Here is an 18,675-nt window from a genome sequence, read left to right as displayed (position 1 = left end):
AGAATTAAACAATCACACGCGTTCAGGCAGTTATAGACAGAACCCCCCCGAAATACAGCCCAAAGCCGCCTCTTACGCTTTTCCTTTCTTAGCAAGTTTAAATGGCCGGTCGGCAGGTAGCGCCGATTAGCACAACAGAACCTAAGGGCGCGTACCTAAGGTGGCATAAGCCAAACGTGTTACCCGAGACTAAAAACTACTGCTGACTGATCGGCTTGGACACCTCCCTTTCACTTGCGCCGACGTGATTGGGCGTTACAAATTAGGGTTCCGAACGTCCTTTAATTGGTCCTAAATGATTAACCTGCCGAAATGGTTGCTGACGCGCCCAAGAAAATTATCCGAGGTCTCTGACCCATTGCAGGCACCGGTGGAGAGAGCTGCTAGTTCTCATTCGGTGGGAACAAACATAGATAGCCCAGTAGTCGATATATATCGACCGCACATCCAATCTGGAGATTGTCTAATAGCAACCGGCTATCACGATTTCCTTTCGTCACTCTCAATACTACTGACCGAACTTCCTCAACTTCTAGAGAGTGATTCTGCGGAACAAGTTAGAATTCGGATCGCCTTCGGGGTCGACACTGGGAACACGTCGCGCATTGGTCGCACTCTCGCAGTTAGCGAGGAAATGCGCCTCTTCTGGCTCGAGCGGTCGGGCCTAAGGGTCGAGGATCATTCTGATCTGATGGCTGTGCTGGCACGTGAGGCAATAGCGGCAGGGAAAATACAACTTCGTGTTTTTGACCCTGCCCTTGCAAAAGAGCTCTATGGAATCTCGGGCGACCGTAGAATGCACGCCAAGATCGTATCTAGCCCGCTCGGCGCTGTTGCGGGATCAGCCAACTTCTCGCGTTCTGGGTTATATAGAAACATCGAGTATGCAGATGGCCTGGGTTCCGGGTCACATGAACTCGAGGAAGAACGCCAGAAAGCCGCTGAGCAGATTTGGGAAGCAAGTGTTGACTGGACCAAAGAAGCGCTGGAAATCTTGAACAAACTTATTCGGCCGGTATCAGCCGAACTAGCGGTTGCCCGAACGATTGTCGAGCAAAAGGGATTTACGCCTTGGTTGAGTGGCGACCGAACAGAAATCACAGGCCACTCGCTCTACGACTATCAGCAAGAGCTGACCTACGAAGCTTCATCCATTACCTATGAACATGGTTTTGCATTCGTAGAGGCGCCAACCGGGTCAGGGAAGACGGAGATAGGCTGCCATTTGGGCGAGGTGCTTTCGGATACCTTTCGCGATGTGGTTCCTCCGTCGCCTGTCCACAAGGTTTCGAGAAAGAATGCTGCAGTCATTGCTCCTCCTCGAGTCGTTCCAAGCTGGGAAAGGAGTAAGACGAACGCAGTGACGATTATCGCGAACAGCAGCCTTACAAAGAAAAGTCTTAGAGGCGTTGGGAGCGATGAACAGGATGGTCTGCGTCTCGATCAATTTGGTGTTCTGATCATCGATGAAAGCCACACCGTTACCCCGGGTTTCGAACAAGCATCGCAGCGGGCTGCTGCGATTGAACTGGCTCCACCAAGTTGGAATGTGTGCTTGAGCGCCACTCTCCTAGGAAATCGTGACGTGGATTGGCTGTCCCACATGCAGGAGAAGCGGGCATCGATTTTCATGACACCGGAATACATCCAGCGTATGGGTGAACTATTCGATCGAGAGGCACGGCGACCCATCGAAGAATTTACACTTATCGACCAACTAACAGCCATCGAGGGCCCAGAGACCTGTCTTTCTCAATCTGCCAGACGAGAGCTGTCAGATATGATGGCGCCTTTTCTAACTCGCAGACAAAGACACTGCGTTGGTGAAGGTAATGTTCCCGGGAGACAAGCATATCCGGTGCTGCGTAGCCATGGGCGCCCGAAAGCAATGACGGCGACAAGGGCTCAGATTGAACGTCTAGAGGAAGTGGCAGAGCTTTGTCAGGAACTTGCACCAGGATCGGCAATTACGGCGGTCGAACGCAGTCGGTTTGGCAATACCAGCACCCGACGGAACACCCAGGATCAGCTCTATATCCGCAACCTGTTGAACATTCTGAGAGCAAACTCCGCTCAAGCAGCCTGGGAAATGGAAAGCGGCGTCATTGGGAAATGGCTTCGGGATTTTGAAGCTAGGAACTCAGTAAAAAAGAAGAAGAGCGTTCCAGGTCAGCTGGAATTGTTTGATGATTTGTCCCTTGATGGTGCGCCGACACCAAAATGCGACTCTCTTACCAAGATGCTGGCATCCAGACCGCTTAAGGACTTAGACCGCAAGCGCTATCGTGCCTGTGCCGAAATCCAAGAAAAGAAGGATCGCGTGGTATTCTTGGCCGAAAGAACCGACACTCTTGAGATCTTCGCCGAAGAGATGAGTAAGATGGGTCGCCATACGAATTATGTCGTAGGAAATCGCCCAAAGGGTGAAATGAACGCGCTCACTGATTTATATGGCGAAGCGGCAGGGTCTTTTGAACGGATCGCAAATGGTAGGAGTGTCGAATCCTACTTCCGCCCAGGTGGTCGAAAAGCGCCGAAGGGGCCCGCCTCCATCTTTATGACCTACAAGATGGCCGAGGGAATCAACCTACAATCCGGTGATACGCTGGTGCTGCTTGGTCTTACCTCCAACCTCAAAGAACTAATCCAGGGACTCGGACGCATTGACCGGATCGATAGCCAATTTAACGAAGTAAACTATCATCTTATAGATATACCTGTGGGCCATTTTGCGTCAGACGAGAAAATCTCACAGCGCATTTCTAACTATCGAGCTCTTTCCGGCGAAGAGCTTGCTGAGGTGCTCGACCGACTAGAGACTGAGGATACAGAGGCGATTCTTGAAAGCGTCATCTCATATCTCCGAGCACCGCGAGTTTTTCGTGCCAACAATTATCATGACTTGTTGTCGAGGCTGTCGAGGCAGATCCGCCCCACGCCTCTTGCGGACGTGTCAAAAGCGAAGATCGAAGGAACCTGGGGAGCGGAACTCGCACTTATTTCGGGTCGGGATGCCTTCACTATGTTGCATCTGAAGGGGGCAGACAGCCACGGCAGCTTCCTACCTCCGCGGCTACTAATGATCCGGCAAAGCGTTTCAGAAGGGACAGTGCTCATTCGTGATCAAATTGCTTGCGCGAAGGAACTCGAAGAGGCTTACGAGCGGACTTTGAGCCTGGGTCTCGAAAACGACACTCCCGACCAAAAACAGATTACTGTAGCGTTGGCTTCGTTGGCATCTCATGTTGATGAGTTGAAGGAATGGGACCTGCGGCCATCGCGGCTCGAGAGCCTGCTAAAGGCGCTTGCGGCTTTCCTTGTTCGGCACAAACCCGAGTTGGTCGCGGGCGCCGAAATCGGATCAACCGACCAAGAGCTATTTGGACATCTATCTCTGAAAAGTCTCGAAATGATCGGTGAGAGCTGGGGGCGACTGATCGATCCATTTTGGGAACAGGTTAAGCAAGAAGTACGAACGAGTTTCGCCTACGAAGGCCTTCCACAGGGATACATCGCTCTTGAACAAGTTCTTCAGAAGCTTGAGGCGGACTACTTAAATCGTGACCTTATCCTTGAGAAAATGCACACAGTTCTCGAGGAAGCTGAGCAACTCTCCGCAAGGCATGAACCGGAAATAGCATCTCGGATTGCAGTAGCCTTCTTTTCTGAGGGTGCTGGCGAACACTGATAGCGTCGAGGTTGCCCTCCAAGTCTATCGAAGCGGGACACCCAGTTTGGCCGAACGTCTCGAGACCCGTCGATGGGGTGGGGTCATTAGTAGGGGATTAGTAGGGGATGTACGTCAAACGTTCTCCGGCGCTGTCGTATGCTGTCAAAGGTGCGTTCTGAAGATAGTCAAATTATCTTAAGGTGTTATCCGAGAATTGGAGGTGCTGTCGGGTCATTTCCTACACCTGGACTTCAAAATTCGTAATGATGGGGTCGGGGGTTCGAGTCCCTTCAGCGGCACCAAATCTCAGATGTAAATATTTGATTTAAAAGGTATTATCAGTTTTCCTGCCCTTTCTATCCACCCCGATATCCACCCTTTGTAACACCGTGTCCGCGTTTTCCGATGGATATTTAGGGATTCCGAAGGTTGGTGACTGTTGGTGTAAACAAATGTTGAACTGCGGAAGCACGCGAAAGCCTGAACGGCGGGTCTAGCGAAAGAAGCACGGTGAAGAATTCACCGCCCCCCGAAGTGCTCTGAGTTCACGTTGCCTTAAGGTTAACTGCCAGCCTACCCAAGTATCGCAGCAGCGACTTGTTCGACATTTCCTCCCAATGCTCCAACTCCGCAACAAGGCGATAATACGTGCGCCAGTGCATCCCCTTCGGCTTCGTTCCTTCCATCAGATCCGGATCGTTCAACCAACCCAGGCGTTCGCGTATTTTATCAGCACGCCTTTGGTTACGTTGAAAAGTAGTTTCTCGCTGGGACGGATATGCGAGTTGGTGGCAATGACGACACGCGAAAATACGCCCACCATAGAGCTTAGCGACACGTCGACCGCAACCGCGCGCTGGGCAAGCGAACCAGTAGCGATGGCCCCCGTAATGACAAGGCTGAGAAAGCAATCGCACCGGGTAGTCGAGGCTCTCCCACTCGTCGCCGTGGTCTCGGCTGCGATAGATGAGTCTCACACACCCATGCTCTGCCAGTACATCGATGCTGGCGACTTTTTTGCCTTCGGTAGACCATTGCCATGAAAAGCGTCGTCCAGGCGTCAGAAAGCCCTCACGCGCCCAGCGCCGCGCATCGATGCTGCGATAGTCGGAAGTCGTGTTCTTTGCTCCCCAATGCCAGTGCCGACCACTTCCAATACCGCCCATCTGCTTCTCCAGATTTTATCGAAATCATAAGGGAGAAGCTTCCGCAAAGAAAGAGATGTTCTTACTATGTTCTTATGTCGGTATTTGTACAACGCACTCAAAGCGGACGTTCTTGCAAAGCAGGATGACCTGCAGTTCAACGCCTTAAAAACTCTATACCTTACGTCACCCTTTTCATCGGGTTTACCGGATGGTTTTACACGCGCGCCTGAGGTAGCCTTCAACAACTTCTTCGTCATCTTGAGGGTTAAGTTATGATCACCAAACGCGCATTTTTGTCCAGTCTCGCATCGACCACTGCGCTGGCGCTGGTCCCGGCGCGAGTCCGTGCTCAGGCCCCGGATGCCACGCTCTTCACGAACGTGCGTGTTTATGACGGGATGTCCGATGAATTGACCGAGCTCACGAACGTCCTTGTCGAAGGGGAAGTGATCAAGGATGTCTCGCCCGCTGCCGATGCTGCGCAAGAGGTGCCGCGCATCGATGGGGATGGGCGGACCCTGATGCCGGGGCTCCTCGACATGCACGTACACCTACAGTGGAACCAGGACCCAGCTGGCTTCCTGACGGCACGTCCAGATTACATTGCTGCATTGGCATTGAGCGAAAGTGAAGCCACCCTGATGCGTGGCTTTACCAGTGTTCGAGATACCGGTGGCGGCATTCTCGGTTTGGCTCGCGCCATAGACGAAGGCCTCCACCCCGGCCCGCGTATTCAGGCGTCAAACGCTGCGATCTCAATGACCGCCGGTCATGGCGACCTTCGGCCGCGGTCTGTGCGTCCGAGAGCCTTCGGCGGGCCGCCGTTCACGGAAGCGGAGCGACTTGGGATCACACTTTTTGCAGACGGAGTTCCTGAAGTTCTGGCGGCTGCACGCGAGCAGTTTCGGCAGGGTGCGCACTTCATCAAAGTCTTTTCAGGTGGCGCCGTGACCGGCCTCTACGACCCATTGGATATCAACGAGTTTTCGCCGGCAGAACTCGAAGCGGCAGTAGACGAGGCCAAACGTTGGAACACTTACGCGACCTCGCACGCATACATGGACACATCGGTTCGGGCGGCTATTGAGGCAGGTTACCAATGTATCGAACACTGCAACCTCATGACGCCCGAGTCGATGGAGTTGGCCGTGGAAAAAGGCGTCTGGCTTTCAACCCAGGTTGGCTTCTTCGCGGCAGACATTCCGGCAGGGTTCTCGCCCGCCCAAGCAGAGCGCCAACAGATGGCGTTTGATGGTCTCGATGCCATGCTTCGACTAGCGCGAGAATCTGGCGCCAAGATTGCACTCGGAACAGACTTCGTCGGATCGAGGGAAACGAAAGCAACGCAGTTGGAGGAATTGCAGCTCAGGACGCCATGGTTCAGCAACGCCGAGATTCTGCGGCAGGCGACAGGTCTGAATGGACAGCTTTGGGACCTGACCGGCCCGCGTAATCCCTACCAGGCTGGTCCAGTCGGTGTCATCCAACCCGGAGCCTACGCCGATATTCTGCTCGTGGACGGAGACCCGATTGCCGACCTTACGGTCATGGCCTCTGCGGACAATTTCGATGTGATTATGAAGAACGGCAAAGTTCACAAGAACAATCTGGCCTGAGCCATTTGCCAAGGGTCAAGATAGACACTGGTGTTGCACGCGAATGACCGAAGAGTCCGCCTTGCTGACCTTGATGCCGATTGAACCGACTCAATGACCTACTGAAACCGTCAGATGACCGGTCTGAGCCCAAAGCGGCAGATTGCTGCACCTATTTCGAATGTCCGCTTCCGGACTGCCGCCCAGGATAAAGAAACAGACTATCTCGATAATGCGGATAACGGCATCAAAGTTGGCCTGACAAAGTGGCAACGCTATTGGAGTGCTTTAGTCAATGCAGAGACCAGCGCGTTCGGATCTTCCTCCATGCGGGGGAGAAGTACTGTTCTCACGACGTCGTTCAATGCCCTATCCGCTCGGGCAGCGGCTGGGTCATCGTGATCGACGAAGACTTCGAATGCTTCAGTGGCGGCTAAGACTGCGCCCGGCACATGCGCCACGCCCTGTAGCAATGCGCTAATGCCCAAATGTTCCACTTGGTTGCTATTGGTAGGGGGGCCGACGAACGCGGGATTGAACCCGTCAACTCCCCAAACCTGGCTCGCGGTTAGGCCTTCGCCCGTTGCATATTGATGGATGTGCGGCACACTAAAGTGGCCGATGTAGCCGTGGCTCCACAGGGGGCGGTGCGTTAAGGGATTGTACCTGCTTGTGCCTGATAACAGAGCTTGCCAGATCAACAGAGTGGCCTGTCCCTCTGTCTTGGCATGGCGTTCACGCTCTGCTCGCGCACTCTCTGGCAGCGTTTCGACATAGTTACGGGAAATCGGCAGCAGCGCCAATGCGCCTTCCAATGCATTGGGCTTGCGCTCGAGAAAAGCCGCGTAAGCATCAGATAGAAGTGCGACGTGAATTGCTCCGGCATCTGATGCCATTGCTTCGGTGAGTGTGTATACAGTCCAGCCCGCCTCACGAAGCGCTGGCGTGCTCACATCCCAAAGCGTCGGCGGCAAGGCTTGACCGCGATCCGCGCTGACTGCCGACAATTCGCCTATGGCATCGGCATACGCGCTCAGTGTAGCTGCGTCGACCTTGTCGGCTTCCAGCCGAGCCAGGTGGTCATCGACGCCGAGATCGCTTAGCAGACCGGTCGGGTGAAGGCCGACTGCCAGAAGGCGTTGCTCCAACTCTGATGCGTTCAGGAGCGCCGGTTCAGGCGGTACTGCCTCCGCCAAGTCTCTGAGTGTTTCAATCCGTAAAAAAGGGCGAGATACAAGCCAGGTCGTGCCCGCCGCTATAAGAAGAGCAGCCGCTAGCCAGAGAAACGCTGACCGCTTCATAAAGTCTCCGACCCGCGCCACGTTTTTGCAAAAGACGGCAAGGGTCTTGTCCTATTCCTGCGCCAGATAATCTTCAAAACCCTTCACCGCGCCGTCAATGATCGTGCAGTTACCAGCTGCGCGCACTGTTGGGTCGTCCCAATACACATTCCAGAAAACGACGATACTTTGATCGTTCAAAATGCCCGGAAATACGGAAATCGCGGCGTTTGGCAGGTCAGCATATTTGGGTACATCCCACAAATAGTCGTGGCACAGTTGAAGCGCGTCAGTCGTTTGACGATCAAATGCATGGGCAGACGATGCAAAGCCAACCGCCAAAATCGTTGCTGTGATCAGGGCCTTCATTGGAGTCTCCATTTGCTTACGCAGTCTTCAATTCTCGACACTATGCAAGCTGCCGTCCGGCATCAAATACGGTAGCCTTAGATCCGAGACGCATGTGCTATCGATGCCTGCCCCGGGGTTTTCCAGAAACGCTTCACCAATATCGCGGGCGCATTGGCTGAAAACAAGGGCCCCGTGCCCTGTTTCCGGGAACAGGAACGACTGACTGTTGTGCAAAGTGTCTGCCGCTAGCCCACCCCAGGAAGATGCGGTCTGTGTGTCAATCTCACCAGACAGGACCAGTACCGCGATGTCGGAAAGCACGGGTTCAAGATAGTTGTCTCGAGGTATTGGTGTGAACTCACTGCAATCTGCAAATAGGCTCGGAATTTCAGCTAGAGCCGCTGTCATCAATGGACCGTAGCCCAACTCTGCTACCAAAGCGCCAAATCCCGCCGCTGAGTTGAAACCGTCCACAAAATCTTCCTGGCAAGCGTAGAGCAATAGCTCGAATTCACCCTCCATAATGGTTTGCAAAGCTGCGTTATCTGTTGCGATCAAGTTGAAAACGCGCTCGACATCTTCGGGGCCGAGCAAAGCGATCAATGAGGCCAACCGTCCTGCTGTCGCTTCATTGAAATGGGCGCGGACTAGGTCCAGCAACGCTCCAGCACGCGGCGTTTCAAACCGTAGGTTTAGATAGTCTTGCGCAAACGCCAAACGATCCGCTCGATCAGGCAACCCGGCCAGAGCATCTTCAAGAGCATCGTCAAAGAACTCTCCCAAGGAGGCCGGTTCTAGATCTCGGTCGCGATCCGCTTCAAGTTGCTCCAAAGCCGAGGACGCAGTGTCGGAAGCAATTTCCATTTGCGACATGGCGTTGATTGCAGCTTGCGCCAGAGCCTTTTCATCGGCGCTCAGGTCCAACGTACCCGCCAACAACGTTTCTGCGGAGGGCTGGGGTGGAAGGTCACCGTTGATGATTTGTGTGATGAGGTCGACCGTTCCGTCCTCAAGCTCTCTGACCAGTGCGGGCGCGTAAGTGGTGAAGCCCCGGATCGTTGGGTCGGACCAATCGTTTCTGCCGGAAAAAATGCTGAAAAGCATTTGCCCGGATATCTCGATCCCCGCAGCCTCCAATGGACGTGCCTCTAAGTCTTCAAGGAGGTTAAAATACCGCTGCGTTATATCGGGATACGCCTCCGCACAGACAGGATCCGCTTCACACGGTGCAAACGTATTAAAAATGGCCTCGGTGTGTGGGACGAACAGAGTGTCGTAAAGCGCGATTTGGGGTGGGGCGACGCTGTCTAAAACGACCGCACGCACACCCGCTGGCGCAGAGCGCATGACTTCTAGCGCGAGCTTGGTGCCATATGAAACGCCATAAATGTTGTACTCAGCGTAGCCAAGAGCCGACATAACAGCTCGCACATCTAAAGCATTTTGGGTCGTGTTGAACTGCGGAAGATCGAAGCCTCGTTCGGTCAATTCCGAAATGCAGTCGCGAACAAGTGCCGTCTCCAGCTGAGGTAGGTCAGCCCCGCCCAACTGATCGACGATTGGCTCCAGATTTTTTGCCAGAGTCCCGAAGCAATCCATATCCGGGGCACTTGCATCGACGCCGCGTTGATCGAACGCCACGACGTCCCTTCGCCCCCGCAAATGGTCAAAAAACAGACTGAGCGAGCGCACAGATTCAACTGAACCGCCGCCCGGTCCCCCGTGAAGGTAGACAACCGGGTCTGCCACGGGTGCCAGCGAATGAGCCTTGAAAACGATGAAGCTCAGGTCCAGGGTCCTGCTTTGAGCATCTCTGTGGTCCTCAGGTACTGCCACGATACCGCAGATTACAGTTTCTCCGTCAATCTCATCAGGGACCACGGGGCGCGAGCACGGAGTGATTTCGACCGGATAGCGCGTGTCGGCTCCACCCACGAATTGAGCTTCAAAAGCCGTCGGATCAGAAGGCTCTCCAAGCAAAGCAGACAGGACGGCAAATATTTGTTCGGGATTCATGGTCACACCACATGAGGCTGTTGATTTTTCTATAACCTTAGATCAGTGGACTGCATTTGCGAAGCGATTGAGAGTTGTCCTTCCGTCGCTTCAAATCCAAACACTACGGATTGAGAGGTTGTGTCAGAGCATCTTTGCAAAGGGCACCACCCTGTAGAATCCGGAGATCGAAAACTAAACAACCAACGACAGCTTTGTCAGCATTTCGGAAGTCACCTTGCTTGGAATTGAAGGTCTGCTTTGGGCTCAGAGCAGTCGTTCGCTTCACTTGGCATGAACGGCCACTTTGCGGACAAAGCCGCTATTCAGCCTCAGCGACTGATCCGTCAGGATAGAGCCCAAACTTGCCGCTGGAGGATAGGTTGCGAACGTCTGCTTTGCCCTCTCTCTCACTGAACTCGGGCTACGGTTGTGGTTTTGAGCACCGGGTTTCGAAAGGGAGTTACGCTACATTCGGCTTTCAACGCGAACCTGTGTTGCTAAAACTGTGACAAGCTTCTCGAAAACGGAGTTTTCAACTTTGTCAGAGAAGCCTTCCAATCATAATTAGCCTGCAACTCTGCATTGACTTGACGGGCGGGTTAATCAGCGGAAGCTGGCCTACAGAATACCAAGTATGAGGATGAGGTTTCGTGTTTTTTCTGTCTTATAAGTTGAATCTCAACCTCAGCCCGAACACCAGAGGGTCATCATCGGTGAAGCCGGGATTGTTCAGATACTGGACATCTGCCGTAATCGCGAGGTTGTCGGAAATATCTAAGCGATAAAACGCTTCGACGGTGGTTTGCGTGTCAAGGTTTTGATCGGATGGGTCGGCGACCGTCACGCCAAACCCGATCAAGTCGTCATAAAACCCGGGGCGCCACATGACCCCGGCGTTGACCGCACGTCTGGCAATCGGGGCATCGCCGTCGGACCAGCCAAGGCGACCGAACAGCATAATGCTTTCGTCAAGGGTCACATTGCCTGACAGCATCGCTCCGTGACTGCTGGGCACACCAGCGTCATCTCTGTCATCCACATGGAATACACCGAGATGAACATTGGTGAGGTATCGCTGGTCTCTGGCAGGCGTCCAGCCGATCTCACCGTAGGTGAAAAACTCCGAACCGCCGGGAAACCAGTCTACATCCGTCAATGATCCATTGGCATCGCTGACCAAGCCAAGCGCATAGATCTGATCTGTAAAGTAACCTCCGCCAGCAACGCCAAAGCCAGGATCGGGAATGGGAAGGACTGGACTGAACAGAATTGAAAAATTCGAAAAAGTCGTGCGCGGGTTCACGTAGCCAAGGATATCGGAATAGTCGCCGGGGTCAATGCGACCGGCCACGAAGCCTCCGTTGATCCCGGACAGGGCCTGCGACCAATACGCGACCGACAGTGTAGAGTCCGTGTCGCTGAATGTCGTTGCCGTGACACCGAGATACCCAATTTCGCCCGCGAGACTGCCCGGCGCGATATCCGTGCCCAAACGATGACGGTTTTCGAGGATAAAGACGAAACTGCCTGCATTGTCGGTCCCACGATTCAGCAATTCCCAGTTGCCAATGATCCGCGCCTGCCCCGAAGCGGCCTCGTCGGTGCCACTCAGGCTGTCTGAAGACTTCTGGTAGAGCGCTTGGTAGTCGAAGGACAAATTCAACCCAGTGCGTTTGGCAAAAGCCTCGCGCGACTGTTCGAGGGGATCGAAAAACCGATCCAGCCCCGGCAATCTGGAATCCTCAAGACGCCGGAGCCTGTCCTGCTCTAATTGCGCCTGAGCCGACGCTGGCCCCCCAAGCGATGCGGTGGCAGCCGCCTCCAACTGCCGTACCGTGCTGTTTTCTTGGGCTGACGCGCCCGAAGCGATGGCACCGGCAAATAAGAAAGCAACTATTTTGATGTGCTTCTTGGTCATACTCGTCCTTCGTTTAGGGCGGCAGCGGGTCATTCACGAATCAACCGGCCCGTGCGCGGCATATTTTCAAAGCGACCTACTCTCCCCAATTCGCTTCATAAAGGCGCATCAGATTGCCACCCATCAATCCGCGGATTTCGCTCTCGCTCCAACCGTGCTGTTCCTCCAGAACTCGGGAAACCGCCCATGCGTCGGCGGGCGGGGCCATCTGAGTTGGCAGACCATATCCCTGTTCCGGCGGGTACTTTTCGGGATTCCCAATAATTGGACCAAGTGCGACGGCATAGTTCTCGACATAATCGACGCCGAAGCAGGTTGCCTGTTTTCCGACAAGTTGACCGATGTAGTTGATATGCTTGGCAATGGCCTCCGGCGTAGCCTGAACTTGCCCATTCAGAAAGCCACCAAGGAAATTCACGCATACAACGCCACCGGTAGCAGCGACGGCTCGGATTGCTTCATCCGATACATTTCGAAGGTTCTCGTACAACGCGTACGAGTTGCTATGCGAAATCATCATCGGCTTGGTGGTAAGCTCTGCTGCTTCTATGCAAGTTTCCCATGAAGAGTGTGAGCAATCGACGATCATGCCAACACGGTTCATCTCGGCGACCACAGCTGCGCCCAGCTCGGTAACGCCCATGTCACTCGCCAAGGGGTCATTGTCGACCATACCAGCAGAATAGGGGCCGGTTTGATTGTACGAAAAATTCATCTGGCGGATTCCGAGATCCCAATAGCGCTGAACGTTCGCGATATCCTCGTCGAGCATATCCATGCTTTGCGAGTTCAGCATCACAGCAACAACGCCTGCCTCCTTGGCATCAATCAAATCCTGAACTGTCGTCGCCAGCGTGAAACGGTCAGAGTTTTCGTCAATCCACGCCTTCATGACATCAATCCGTTCGAGAACGGCGAGAGCACCTTCGGAGCCGTTGGATATCGTTGTGCTGAACGCAGCGTATCCATACTCCTCGTAATGATTGGCAAGGCTCTCCCAATCCTTGAGCAGGAAGTCGATACTCTCGAACCCGGGCGAGCCGACCGCAAGCGCATCGATCATTAGGGCGTCGACATACCGCTCCCGATATGCCAAATCGCCCTGCCTCGCCTCATCCCCGCGGGGATCAGCCATTTCCACAAGTTTCTCGATACGCGCGGCGATTTCCTCTTCGCTTGGCGGTGCTTGTGCAAAAACCGGACCGCTCAAAACCACCGCTGCAAGAGCAAGTTTGGTAACCTTTTTCATGCTTTCATCTCCTTTTTCACGACCCGTTACTTCAGATCATCCTGCGCTTTGATCTCAGGTACGCGGGACAACGCTTCGGCCATGTCCGCGCTGCTCATCAGTTCGATCATCTGGTAGTCATCGAGCAGCCCATCCCCAAGACGGCTGACGTAAAACGCCTGAATGAACGTAGGATCGTCAGGTAGCGAAACGGTGATGTAGTTTTTCCCGTTTCCGAGGCCCCAGTAGTAACTGAGAAGCTCCCCGCCAAGCGCCTCAATTCCACCTTTGACGCTAGCTGCGCGATCACCTGGATTTGCGATCTGCATTTCCCACGCGGCACTGTTGGACGTGCCGATGAAGAGAAATGTGCGCATGTTTTGGCTGTCTTCTGCATTGACCAATGTGGCGTATCCCGCCAGAAGAGCGCCCAGCATAAGATGTTTCATTGTGCGTCCTTTCAATGCTGAGCCTGCGGCGAGACGAAACAGGCTACTGTTTGGATGCTCGCGCCAAAAAAGGCGCGATCCGGCGCAGGCATAGGCAGAGTACAAAAAACCTCTGCTTATCACTCCAGCGTGTTCTTGTAGATCACGCCGTCTTTCATGATCATTCGAATGCTTGGGACATCCTGCCCGCGTGGCGGCGCATCAAACCATGTGTCCACCGCGCCGATGGCCGAGATGTCTTCAAGTGGGTTCCCGTCTACGATCAGAATGTCGGCGTAGGCGCCTTCTTCGATCACACCAAGCTTGCCTTCAGGGTAAGGGTTTCCTCGCCCGGTCAGCGCCGCCAGTTCGCCACCATTTGAGGTCATCATCTGCAATGCCCAGAGGTTGCCAAACTCACGCGCGACAAACGCCTTCGTAAAATCCATTGACTGGCGATAAGGGACACCCGTGAGAAGCACGTAATCGGAATCGAACACCATCTTCGGCTTGTATTTTTTTACAAGATCCATCAGCTGCTTGCTGTTTTCCCGCAACCACAGAAACTTCGCCGTCGGCGGGAAAGTCGGGTCCTGATGCATCGGGTGTTCCAGAGCTTCGGGCGCAAGCGCAGTCAGGTTGGGCGAAAAGAACGCCTCTTTTTCGACCAGCTTCTGCATCGTCGGTTCGGTAATGGTCAGGCCGTGGTCTACCACTTTGACACCAAGATCGAGCGCACGGGACAGGTCGCTGTCCATAAATACGTGCATAGCGACGTATGAGTCCATATCGCCTGCAACCTCTACTGCGGCAGAAATCTCTTCGTTTGTGAAAGCAGACTGATATATCGGGTCCTTGATCGATGTCACGCCACCGCTGACCATGATCTTGAGATAGTTTGCCCCTAAAGCAAAATTCCTCCTCGCACCCTGAAGCACCTCGGCGGGCCCGTCCACCAATCTGGTGATCTCCAGTCGCTCAAGATTGCTCTCGTTCTTGCGCTGACCAGCGATACCCCAGTCGCCGTGTCCGCCCGTTTGGCTAAGGCATGCGCCGGAGGAATAAATTCTTGGGCCGGGAAGTGATCCTTCATCAATAACCGCTCTCAGCCCACCATGAGCGCCGCACATATCGCGAACCGTTGTAAAGCCCATCGCCAACATTTCCTGCGCGAATGCGGCAGCACGTGCGCCAATCTCCTCCCATGTGGTGTCCTGAAGCCCCGGGATAGTCCCGTTCTTGTACATGTTCACATGCACATGGCTGTCGATAAGCCCAGGCATGAGCGTACGACCGTCTCCGTCAATGACGGTCACATCCACTTCTTTGGTCTCGATGCCGCGTTCCGTTTGAACGGTGAAGGAGTAGCCGTCGATGCCGCCGACTGGATCAGGCAACCGCTTGGATCCCCCGGTGCGCACATCGACTTCCCACTTCCCGCCCTCAGGAATGTCAGCGTCAATCTTGTGAATCTTGTTGCCTACCACGAGCACGTCGACGTCCTTGAGGCCGTCATTCACTCCATCAAAAACCATCACATTCTTGAAGAGTGTAACAGGGGGGATGTCACCTGTGGCCTCTTGTGCAAAAGCCGCGCTTGTTGTGAGAGCCAGTGCGCTCGCCATCATTGTAGATTTGCCGAGGTATTTCATAGGCTTCCTTTCCCTTCCGCTATCGGGGTGCGCGGGGTGCCGAGGTTAATTCACCCCGCGCGACACTCAATCGAGTGTATTCTTGTAAATCACGCCGTTTTTCATGATGATTTTCAGATTGGCGTCCGGCTCGGCCAGCAGCAGGATGTCCTCCAGCGGGTTGCCATCGACCAGCAGAAGATCGGCATAGGCACCTTCCTCGACCACGCCGAGGGGGCCGTCTTGATACGGGTTGTTCAAGCCGGTCAGTTGGTTCATGCGGGCGCCGTTCGACGTTGCGATGCGCAGAATGTCATATGCGCTGAAACCCGCTTCGTGCAGATACCCGATTTCGTCGTTCATCTTCTTGTCTTGCTCAAGCGTCTGATCCCAGTTGTTCACAAGGTCTGTGCCCAGTGTGTAGAGATCAATCATGCCCGGCGTCGTCTGGATCACTTCGATCATATTGGCCGCAGCATCCCGCACACTTTTCCATTTCACGAAGGACGCTGGCGTGTAAAAGGCTTCCGCTTGTTCGGTGGTCACCGAGTAGACCGGGGCCACCGCCGTCGCGAACATGATCTGCTTTTCGACCATGATCTCGGCAGCCTCCTTGGTTAGGAACGGGATGTGTTCAATCGTCTTGGCACCATTGTCGATGCAGTTGCGGATCGCCTGTTCGGTGAACACATGGCAGGTGACATAGGTGCCCCACTGCGCGGCCGTTTTGACCGCCATCTGAATCTCGTCAGCCTGATACTGAAGTGAGTGCAGCGGATCGAACTCTGACGTAACCCCGCCGCTGACCATGATCTTGATCTGGGTGGCCCCGCGACGCAGGTTTTCACGCACAGCCATTCGGATTTGCTCAGGTCCGTCGGCGATAAAGCTCATGTCCGTTTCGACCCAATGCGACGGCCCCTGACCCGACAATGTGGGATGCCGGTCGTTTAGTTTGCGGAAATCAGCATGGCCGGATGTCTGGGTGATAAACGCTTCCGAGGAATAGATACGTGGGCCCGGAAACATTCCGGTGTCAATTATGCGGGCGATGGATTTGGCCGGTCCTCCAAGGTCGCGCACGGTTGTGAACCCGTTCATGAGAATGCGCTGGGACCGGATCGTGGCGACGCCGCCAAGATGAAAGGGCGTGATATTCTGGCGTAACCCGTCGCTGAGCGGATTGAATACTGTAAGATGCACGTGCTGGTCATGCATACCCGGCATCAACGTGCGCCCACCGCCGTCGATGATCTGGACATTCGCTACAGCCAGAGGCTCGGTCGAAACTTCGGCAATCAGGTTGTCAACCACCAGAACATTGGCATTTTCGATCCGCTCTTCGTTCACGCCGTCAAAGACATGCACGTTGGTGAAGAGGATCGGAAAGCTTTCCTCTTGAGCAAATGAATATGTTGCGACCGCTGAAAGAAAAGTGGCGACCGTTAAACTTTTGAACATTTTGGAGTTCCTTCGTGGCAATGCACTGCTCTGCACGATTGTATCTTTGCGTGTGGCGCTCAGACTGTCATTAGCATTGTGGTTGAAATGCATAAAAAAATGCTCGAAAATGCGAATGGAAAAATTAAACTGTGAGTGTTCGGGTCGACAAATGAAACTCCCAACTGTTGAATGCTCGATGGCGCAACCTTTTGTGTCCCTTGCCCTCAGCCATGGCCTTGAAGTTGACAAATTTCTTGAGCCATCCGGCCTCAGTCTGAAGGACGTGCAGCGCGGCGAAGCGTTCATGGCAGGGCAGCATTGGTACGATCTGATCGACAATTTCGCGAAGGCATTGAGTAACCCGCATTTGGGGTTTGACGTCGGTGCGAATGCGGCTCTCAAGACATTGCCCAACCTGTCGATCCTTGAAACTCAAAGCGCGTCGCTCGGTGACCTTTTGATATCGCTAGTTGTGGACGTGGGCAGGATTTCGTCCATGGCGACCTACAATCTCGAGACCGACGGTCATGTCGCCAGGTTAGATGCAAAACGCACATTCAAGCCATCTTCTCCACCTGGCCAAGTCGACGGCTATTATCTGGGATTTATGGTTCGACTAGTTCGATCCGTCTGCGGTCCCGACTGGGATTCCAAAAAGCTACATTTCTGGGTTTGCAAACCTGATTGCATACCTGATTGGCAGAAAAAGGAGATTTCGGTACGCCAGACCAATCGCTTGGGCGCTCGCATCGAGTTTCCAGCGAACTGGTTGCTGCTTCGGTCCGGGGGTGGGCAAAGCCAGAATCTCCCGGAGAACGTCACAGGCGCCGACGACTTTCTTCAGCAAACCCGCGATTTGCTTGAACTGCATCTCGACAAGCAACCTGCCACCCTGAACTGGTTTGCAGAGTTGTATTCGCAAAGCCCCGACCGTTTGAAACGCACCTTCCGAGCCAATGGTACAAGCTTCAAAGCAGAACTGGAAAAATGTCGGGCGAAGCGAGCGAAGACATTGCTTGTAAACAGCCAACTTTCGATAAAAGAAATTGGTGAAAGTGTTGGGCTTCTGGACCAACCCAGTTTTCACAGGAGTTTCAAGCGATGGACCGGGATGACTCCGAATGAATTCAAGAAACGCAATCAGATATGCAACTCTGACTGATCGTTAAGCTAAAGATTACCGCTCCAAGATTCATAAGCGACGACGCAAGTCCCAACTTACTGCAGGCGTTGGCTCGCTTCGGATATCCGGCGTTTTTCCGTGGGACTTCAACGCCGCGAAAAGCGTAAAGACTCGGCCATACCGACTCAACAGGCTTCTCACGGGCGTTTCGGATATGGGCTGATACGGCCCCCGCAGCTTTCAAACGATCCAACAAATACGCTAAGCCCGCGAACGAAGCGCACTTCTGGAAAGCGGTCATTGATCAAATGGTGGCTTTGTCCCGCTTATGGGGATTTGCATAGTTTAGTTGCGAATGTCCGGTTTGGGCTGCGAGCGGCCACCGATGCGAAAAGCGGCGAATGGCCGTACCGAGTCCACTTCGACCGATGCTGCTCTATGCCCCAATGACAGCAATGCGCAGAAAGCAGACTTTGCAAAGTCCGGTTGACCACATTGTCCACCAAAGGCGACAGTTCTGCTTCGCGACTGGGCTATACATAGCCCTCAAAGCGTATTGTTTGCGGGACTTCAGTTGCACCGTTTTCCTGAGCGAGTAGGGCGCGTGCTGACGAAAAGGTAGCAAGCGCAAAAAGAACAAGAAGGGCCTTTATCATCGTAGCGCCTCGGATCCGGGTTTTGAACTTGGGCCGGGGTTCACAAATGATCGCCCCGGCCAGCGTCAGGGCAAACGAGGTAGTTCTTGCCCTGAAACATCGTACTTTCGCCTAATTTAGAAGATCACCGACGATGCCGACGGCATCGACCACGGTAGACAGGTCATTCGTAACTTCGAGGACTTCGTCATCGACCAGAATGTAGC

12 protein-coding genes are annotated in these 18,675 nt (G+C 54.0%); 3 read left to right on the top strand and 9 right to left on the bottom strand.

Annotation, left to right across the window (positions count from 1 at the left end; all coding sequences use genetic code 11):
* The first annotated feature begins 691 nt into the window (after window positions 1–691).
* A complete protein-coding gene (locus GS620_RS14045) occupies window positions 692–3,688 on the top strand; it encodes a DEAD/DEAH box helicase family protein (protein ID WP_253283945.1) in 2,997 nt (998 codons plus the stop codon).
* A gap of 527 nt (window positions 3,689–4,215) precedes the next feature.
* Here GS620_RS14045 and GS620_RS14040 read toward each other — a convergent pair.
* A complete protein-coding gene (locus GS620_RS14040) occupies window positions 4,216–4,836 on the bottom strand; it encodes a hypothetical protein (protein WP_171616462.1) in 621 nt (206 codons plus the stop codon).
* A gap of 254 nt (window positions 4,837–5,090) precedes the next feature.
* On the opposite strand from GS620_RS14040, the gene GS620_RS14035 reads away from it, so the two are divergent.
* Window positions 5,091–6,434, top strand: a complete 1,344-nt coding sequence (locus tag GS620_RS14035; RefSeq protein ID WP_171116950.1) for an amidohydrolase family protein — start codon at window positions 5,091–5,093, stop codon at window positions 6,432–6,434.
* Between the two features lie 254 nt (window positions 6,435–6,688).
* On the opposite strand, the gene GS620_RS14030 is transcribed toward GS620_RS14035, so the two are convergent.
* The 8 genes from GS620_RS14030 to GS620_RS13995 all read right to left on the bottom strand — a co-directional run bounded on the left by GS620_RS14030 (window position 6,689) and on the right by GS620_RS13995 (window position 16,708).
* Window positions 6,689–7,714: a hypothetical protein gene (locus GS620_RS14030; RefSeq protein ID WP_171616460.1), complete on the bottom strand. Its 1,026-nt coding sequence runs from the start codon at window positions 7,712–7,714 to the stop codon at window positions 6,689–6,691.
* A gap of 51 nt (window positions 7,715–7,765) precedes the next feature.
* Window positions 7,766–8,062, bottom strand: coding sequence for a hypothetical protein (locus GS620_RS14025; protein WP_170660744.1), 297 nt, complete (start codon window positions 8,060–8,062; stop codon window positions 7,766–7,768).
* 27 nt (window positions 8,063–8,089) lie between these two features.
* Window positions 8,090–10,060, bottom strand: coding sequence for an alpha/beta hydrolase (locus tag GS620_RS14020; RefSeq protein ID WP_171116954.1), 1,971 nt, complete (start codon window positions 10,058–10,060; stop codon window positions 8,090–8,092).
* A gap of 646 nt (window positions 10,061–10,706) precedes the next feature.
* Entirely contained in the window at window positions 10,707–11,960 is a 1,254-nt protein-coding gene (locus tag GS620_RS14015) for a carbohydrate porin (RefSeq protein ID WP_171616457.1), read from the bottom strand.
* 76 nt (window positions 11,961–12,036) lie between these two features.
* The gene (locus GS620_RS14010; RefSeq protein WP_170568149.1) at window positions 12,037–13,209 is read right to left on the bottom strand and encodes a dipeptidase; all 1,173 of its coding nucleotides are present in this window, start codon (window positions 13,207–13,209) and stop codon (window positions 12,037–12,039) included.
* A gap of 26 nt (window positions 13,210–13,235) precedes the next feature.
* Window positions 13,236–13,637, bottom strand: coding sequence for a hypothetical protein (locus GS620_RS14005; RefSeq protein ID WP_170568148.1), 402 nt, complete (start codon window positions 13,635–13,637; stop codon window positions 13,236–13,238).
* A gap of 119 nt (window positions 13,638–13,756) precedes the next feature.
* Window positions 13,757–15,268, bottom strand: coding sequence for an amidohydrolase family protein (locus GS620_RS14000; protein ID WP_170568147.1), 1,512 nt, complete (start codon window positions 15,266–15,268; stop codon window positions 13,757–13,759).
* Window positions 15,269–15,334: 66 nt separating this feature from the next.
* The gene (locus GS620_RS13995) at window positions 15,335–16,708 is read right to left on the bottom strand and encodes an amidohydrolase family protein (protein ID WP_170568146.1); all 1,374 of its coding nucleotides are present in this window, start codon (window positions 16,706–16,708) and stop codon (window positions 15,335–15,337) included.
* Between the two features lie 115 nt (window positions 16,709–16,823).
* Here GS620_RS13995 and GS620_RS13990 point away from each other — a divergent pair, with 115 nt between their 5' ends.
* Window positions 16,824–17,852: an AraC family transcriptional regulator gene (locus tag GS620_RS13990; RefSeq protein WP_171116976.1), complete on the top strand. Its 1,029-nt coding sequence runs from the start codon at window positions 16,824–16,826 to the stop codon at window positions 17,850–17,852.
* Window positions 17,853–18,675 lie beyond the last annotated feature (823 nt).

It is taken from the genome of Ruegeria sp. HKCCD6428, from assembly GCF_013110595.1.
Taxonomy (GTDB): Bacteria; Pseudomonadota; Alphaproteobacteria; order Rhodobacterales; family Rhodobacteraceae; genus Ruegeria.
The sequence above is the reverse complement of the archived record's forward strand: the minus strand, read 5'-3'. Positions and strand labels throughout refer to the sequence as shown.

Bases quoted from the DNA above. Each gene is read 5' to 3' on its own strand.
- GS620_RS14010 (WP_170568149.1), bottom strand. From the start codon at position 13,209: ATGAAAAAGGTTACCAAACTTGCTCTTGCAGCGGTGGTTTTGAGCGGT.
- GS620_RS14035 (WP_171116950.1), top strand. From the start codon at position 5,091: ATGATCACCAAACGCGCATTTTTGTCCAGTCTCGCATCGACCACTGCG.
- GS620_RS14025 (WP_170660744.1), bottom strand. From the start codon at position 8,062: ATGAAGGCCCTGATCACAGCAACGATTTTGGCGGTTGGCTTTGCATCG.
- GS620_RS14045 (WP_253283945.1), top strand. From the start codon at position 692: ATGGCTGTGCTGGCACGTGAGGCAATAGCGGCAGGGAAAATACAACTT.
- GS620_RS13995 (WP_170568146.1), bottom strand. From the start codon at position 16,708: ATGTTCAAAAGTTTAACGGTCGCCACTTTTCTTTCAGCGGTCGCAACA.
- GS620_RS14020 (WP_171116954.1), bottom strand. From the start codon at position 10,060: ATGAATCCCGAACAAATATTTGCCGTCCTGTCTGCTTTGCTTGGAGAG.
- GS620_RS14005 (WP_170568148.1), bottom strand. From the start codon at position 13,637: ATGAAACATCTTATGCTGGGCGCTCTTCTGGCGGGATACGCCACATTG.
- GS620_RS13990 (WP_171116976.1), top strand. From the start codon at position 16,824: ATGGAAAAATTAAACTGTGAGTGTTCGGGTCGACAAATGAAACTCCCA.
- GS620_RS14040 (WP_171616462.1), bottom strand. From the start codon at position 4,836: ATGGGCGGTATTGGAAGTGGTCGGCACTGGCATTGGGGAGCAAAGAAC.
- GS620_RS14000 (WP_170568147.1), bottom strand. From the start codon at position 15,268: ATGAAATACCTCGGCAAATCTACAATGATGGCGAGCGCACTGGCTCTC.
- GS620_RS14015 (WP_171616457.1), bottom strand. From the start codon at position 11,960: ATGACCAAGAAGCACATCAAAATAGTTGCTTTCTTATTTGCCGGTGCC.
- GS620_RS14030 (WP_171616460.1), bottom strand. From the start codon at position 7,714: ATGAAGCGGTCAGCGTTTCTCTGGCTAGCGGCTGCTCTTCTTATAGCG.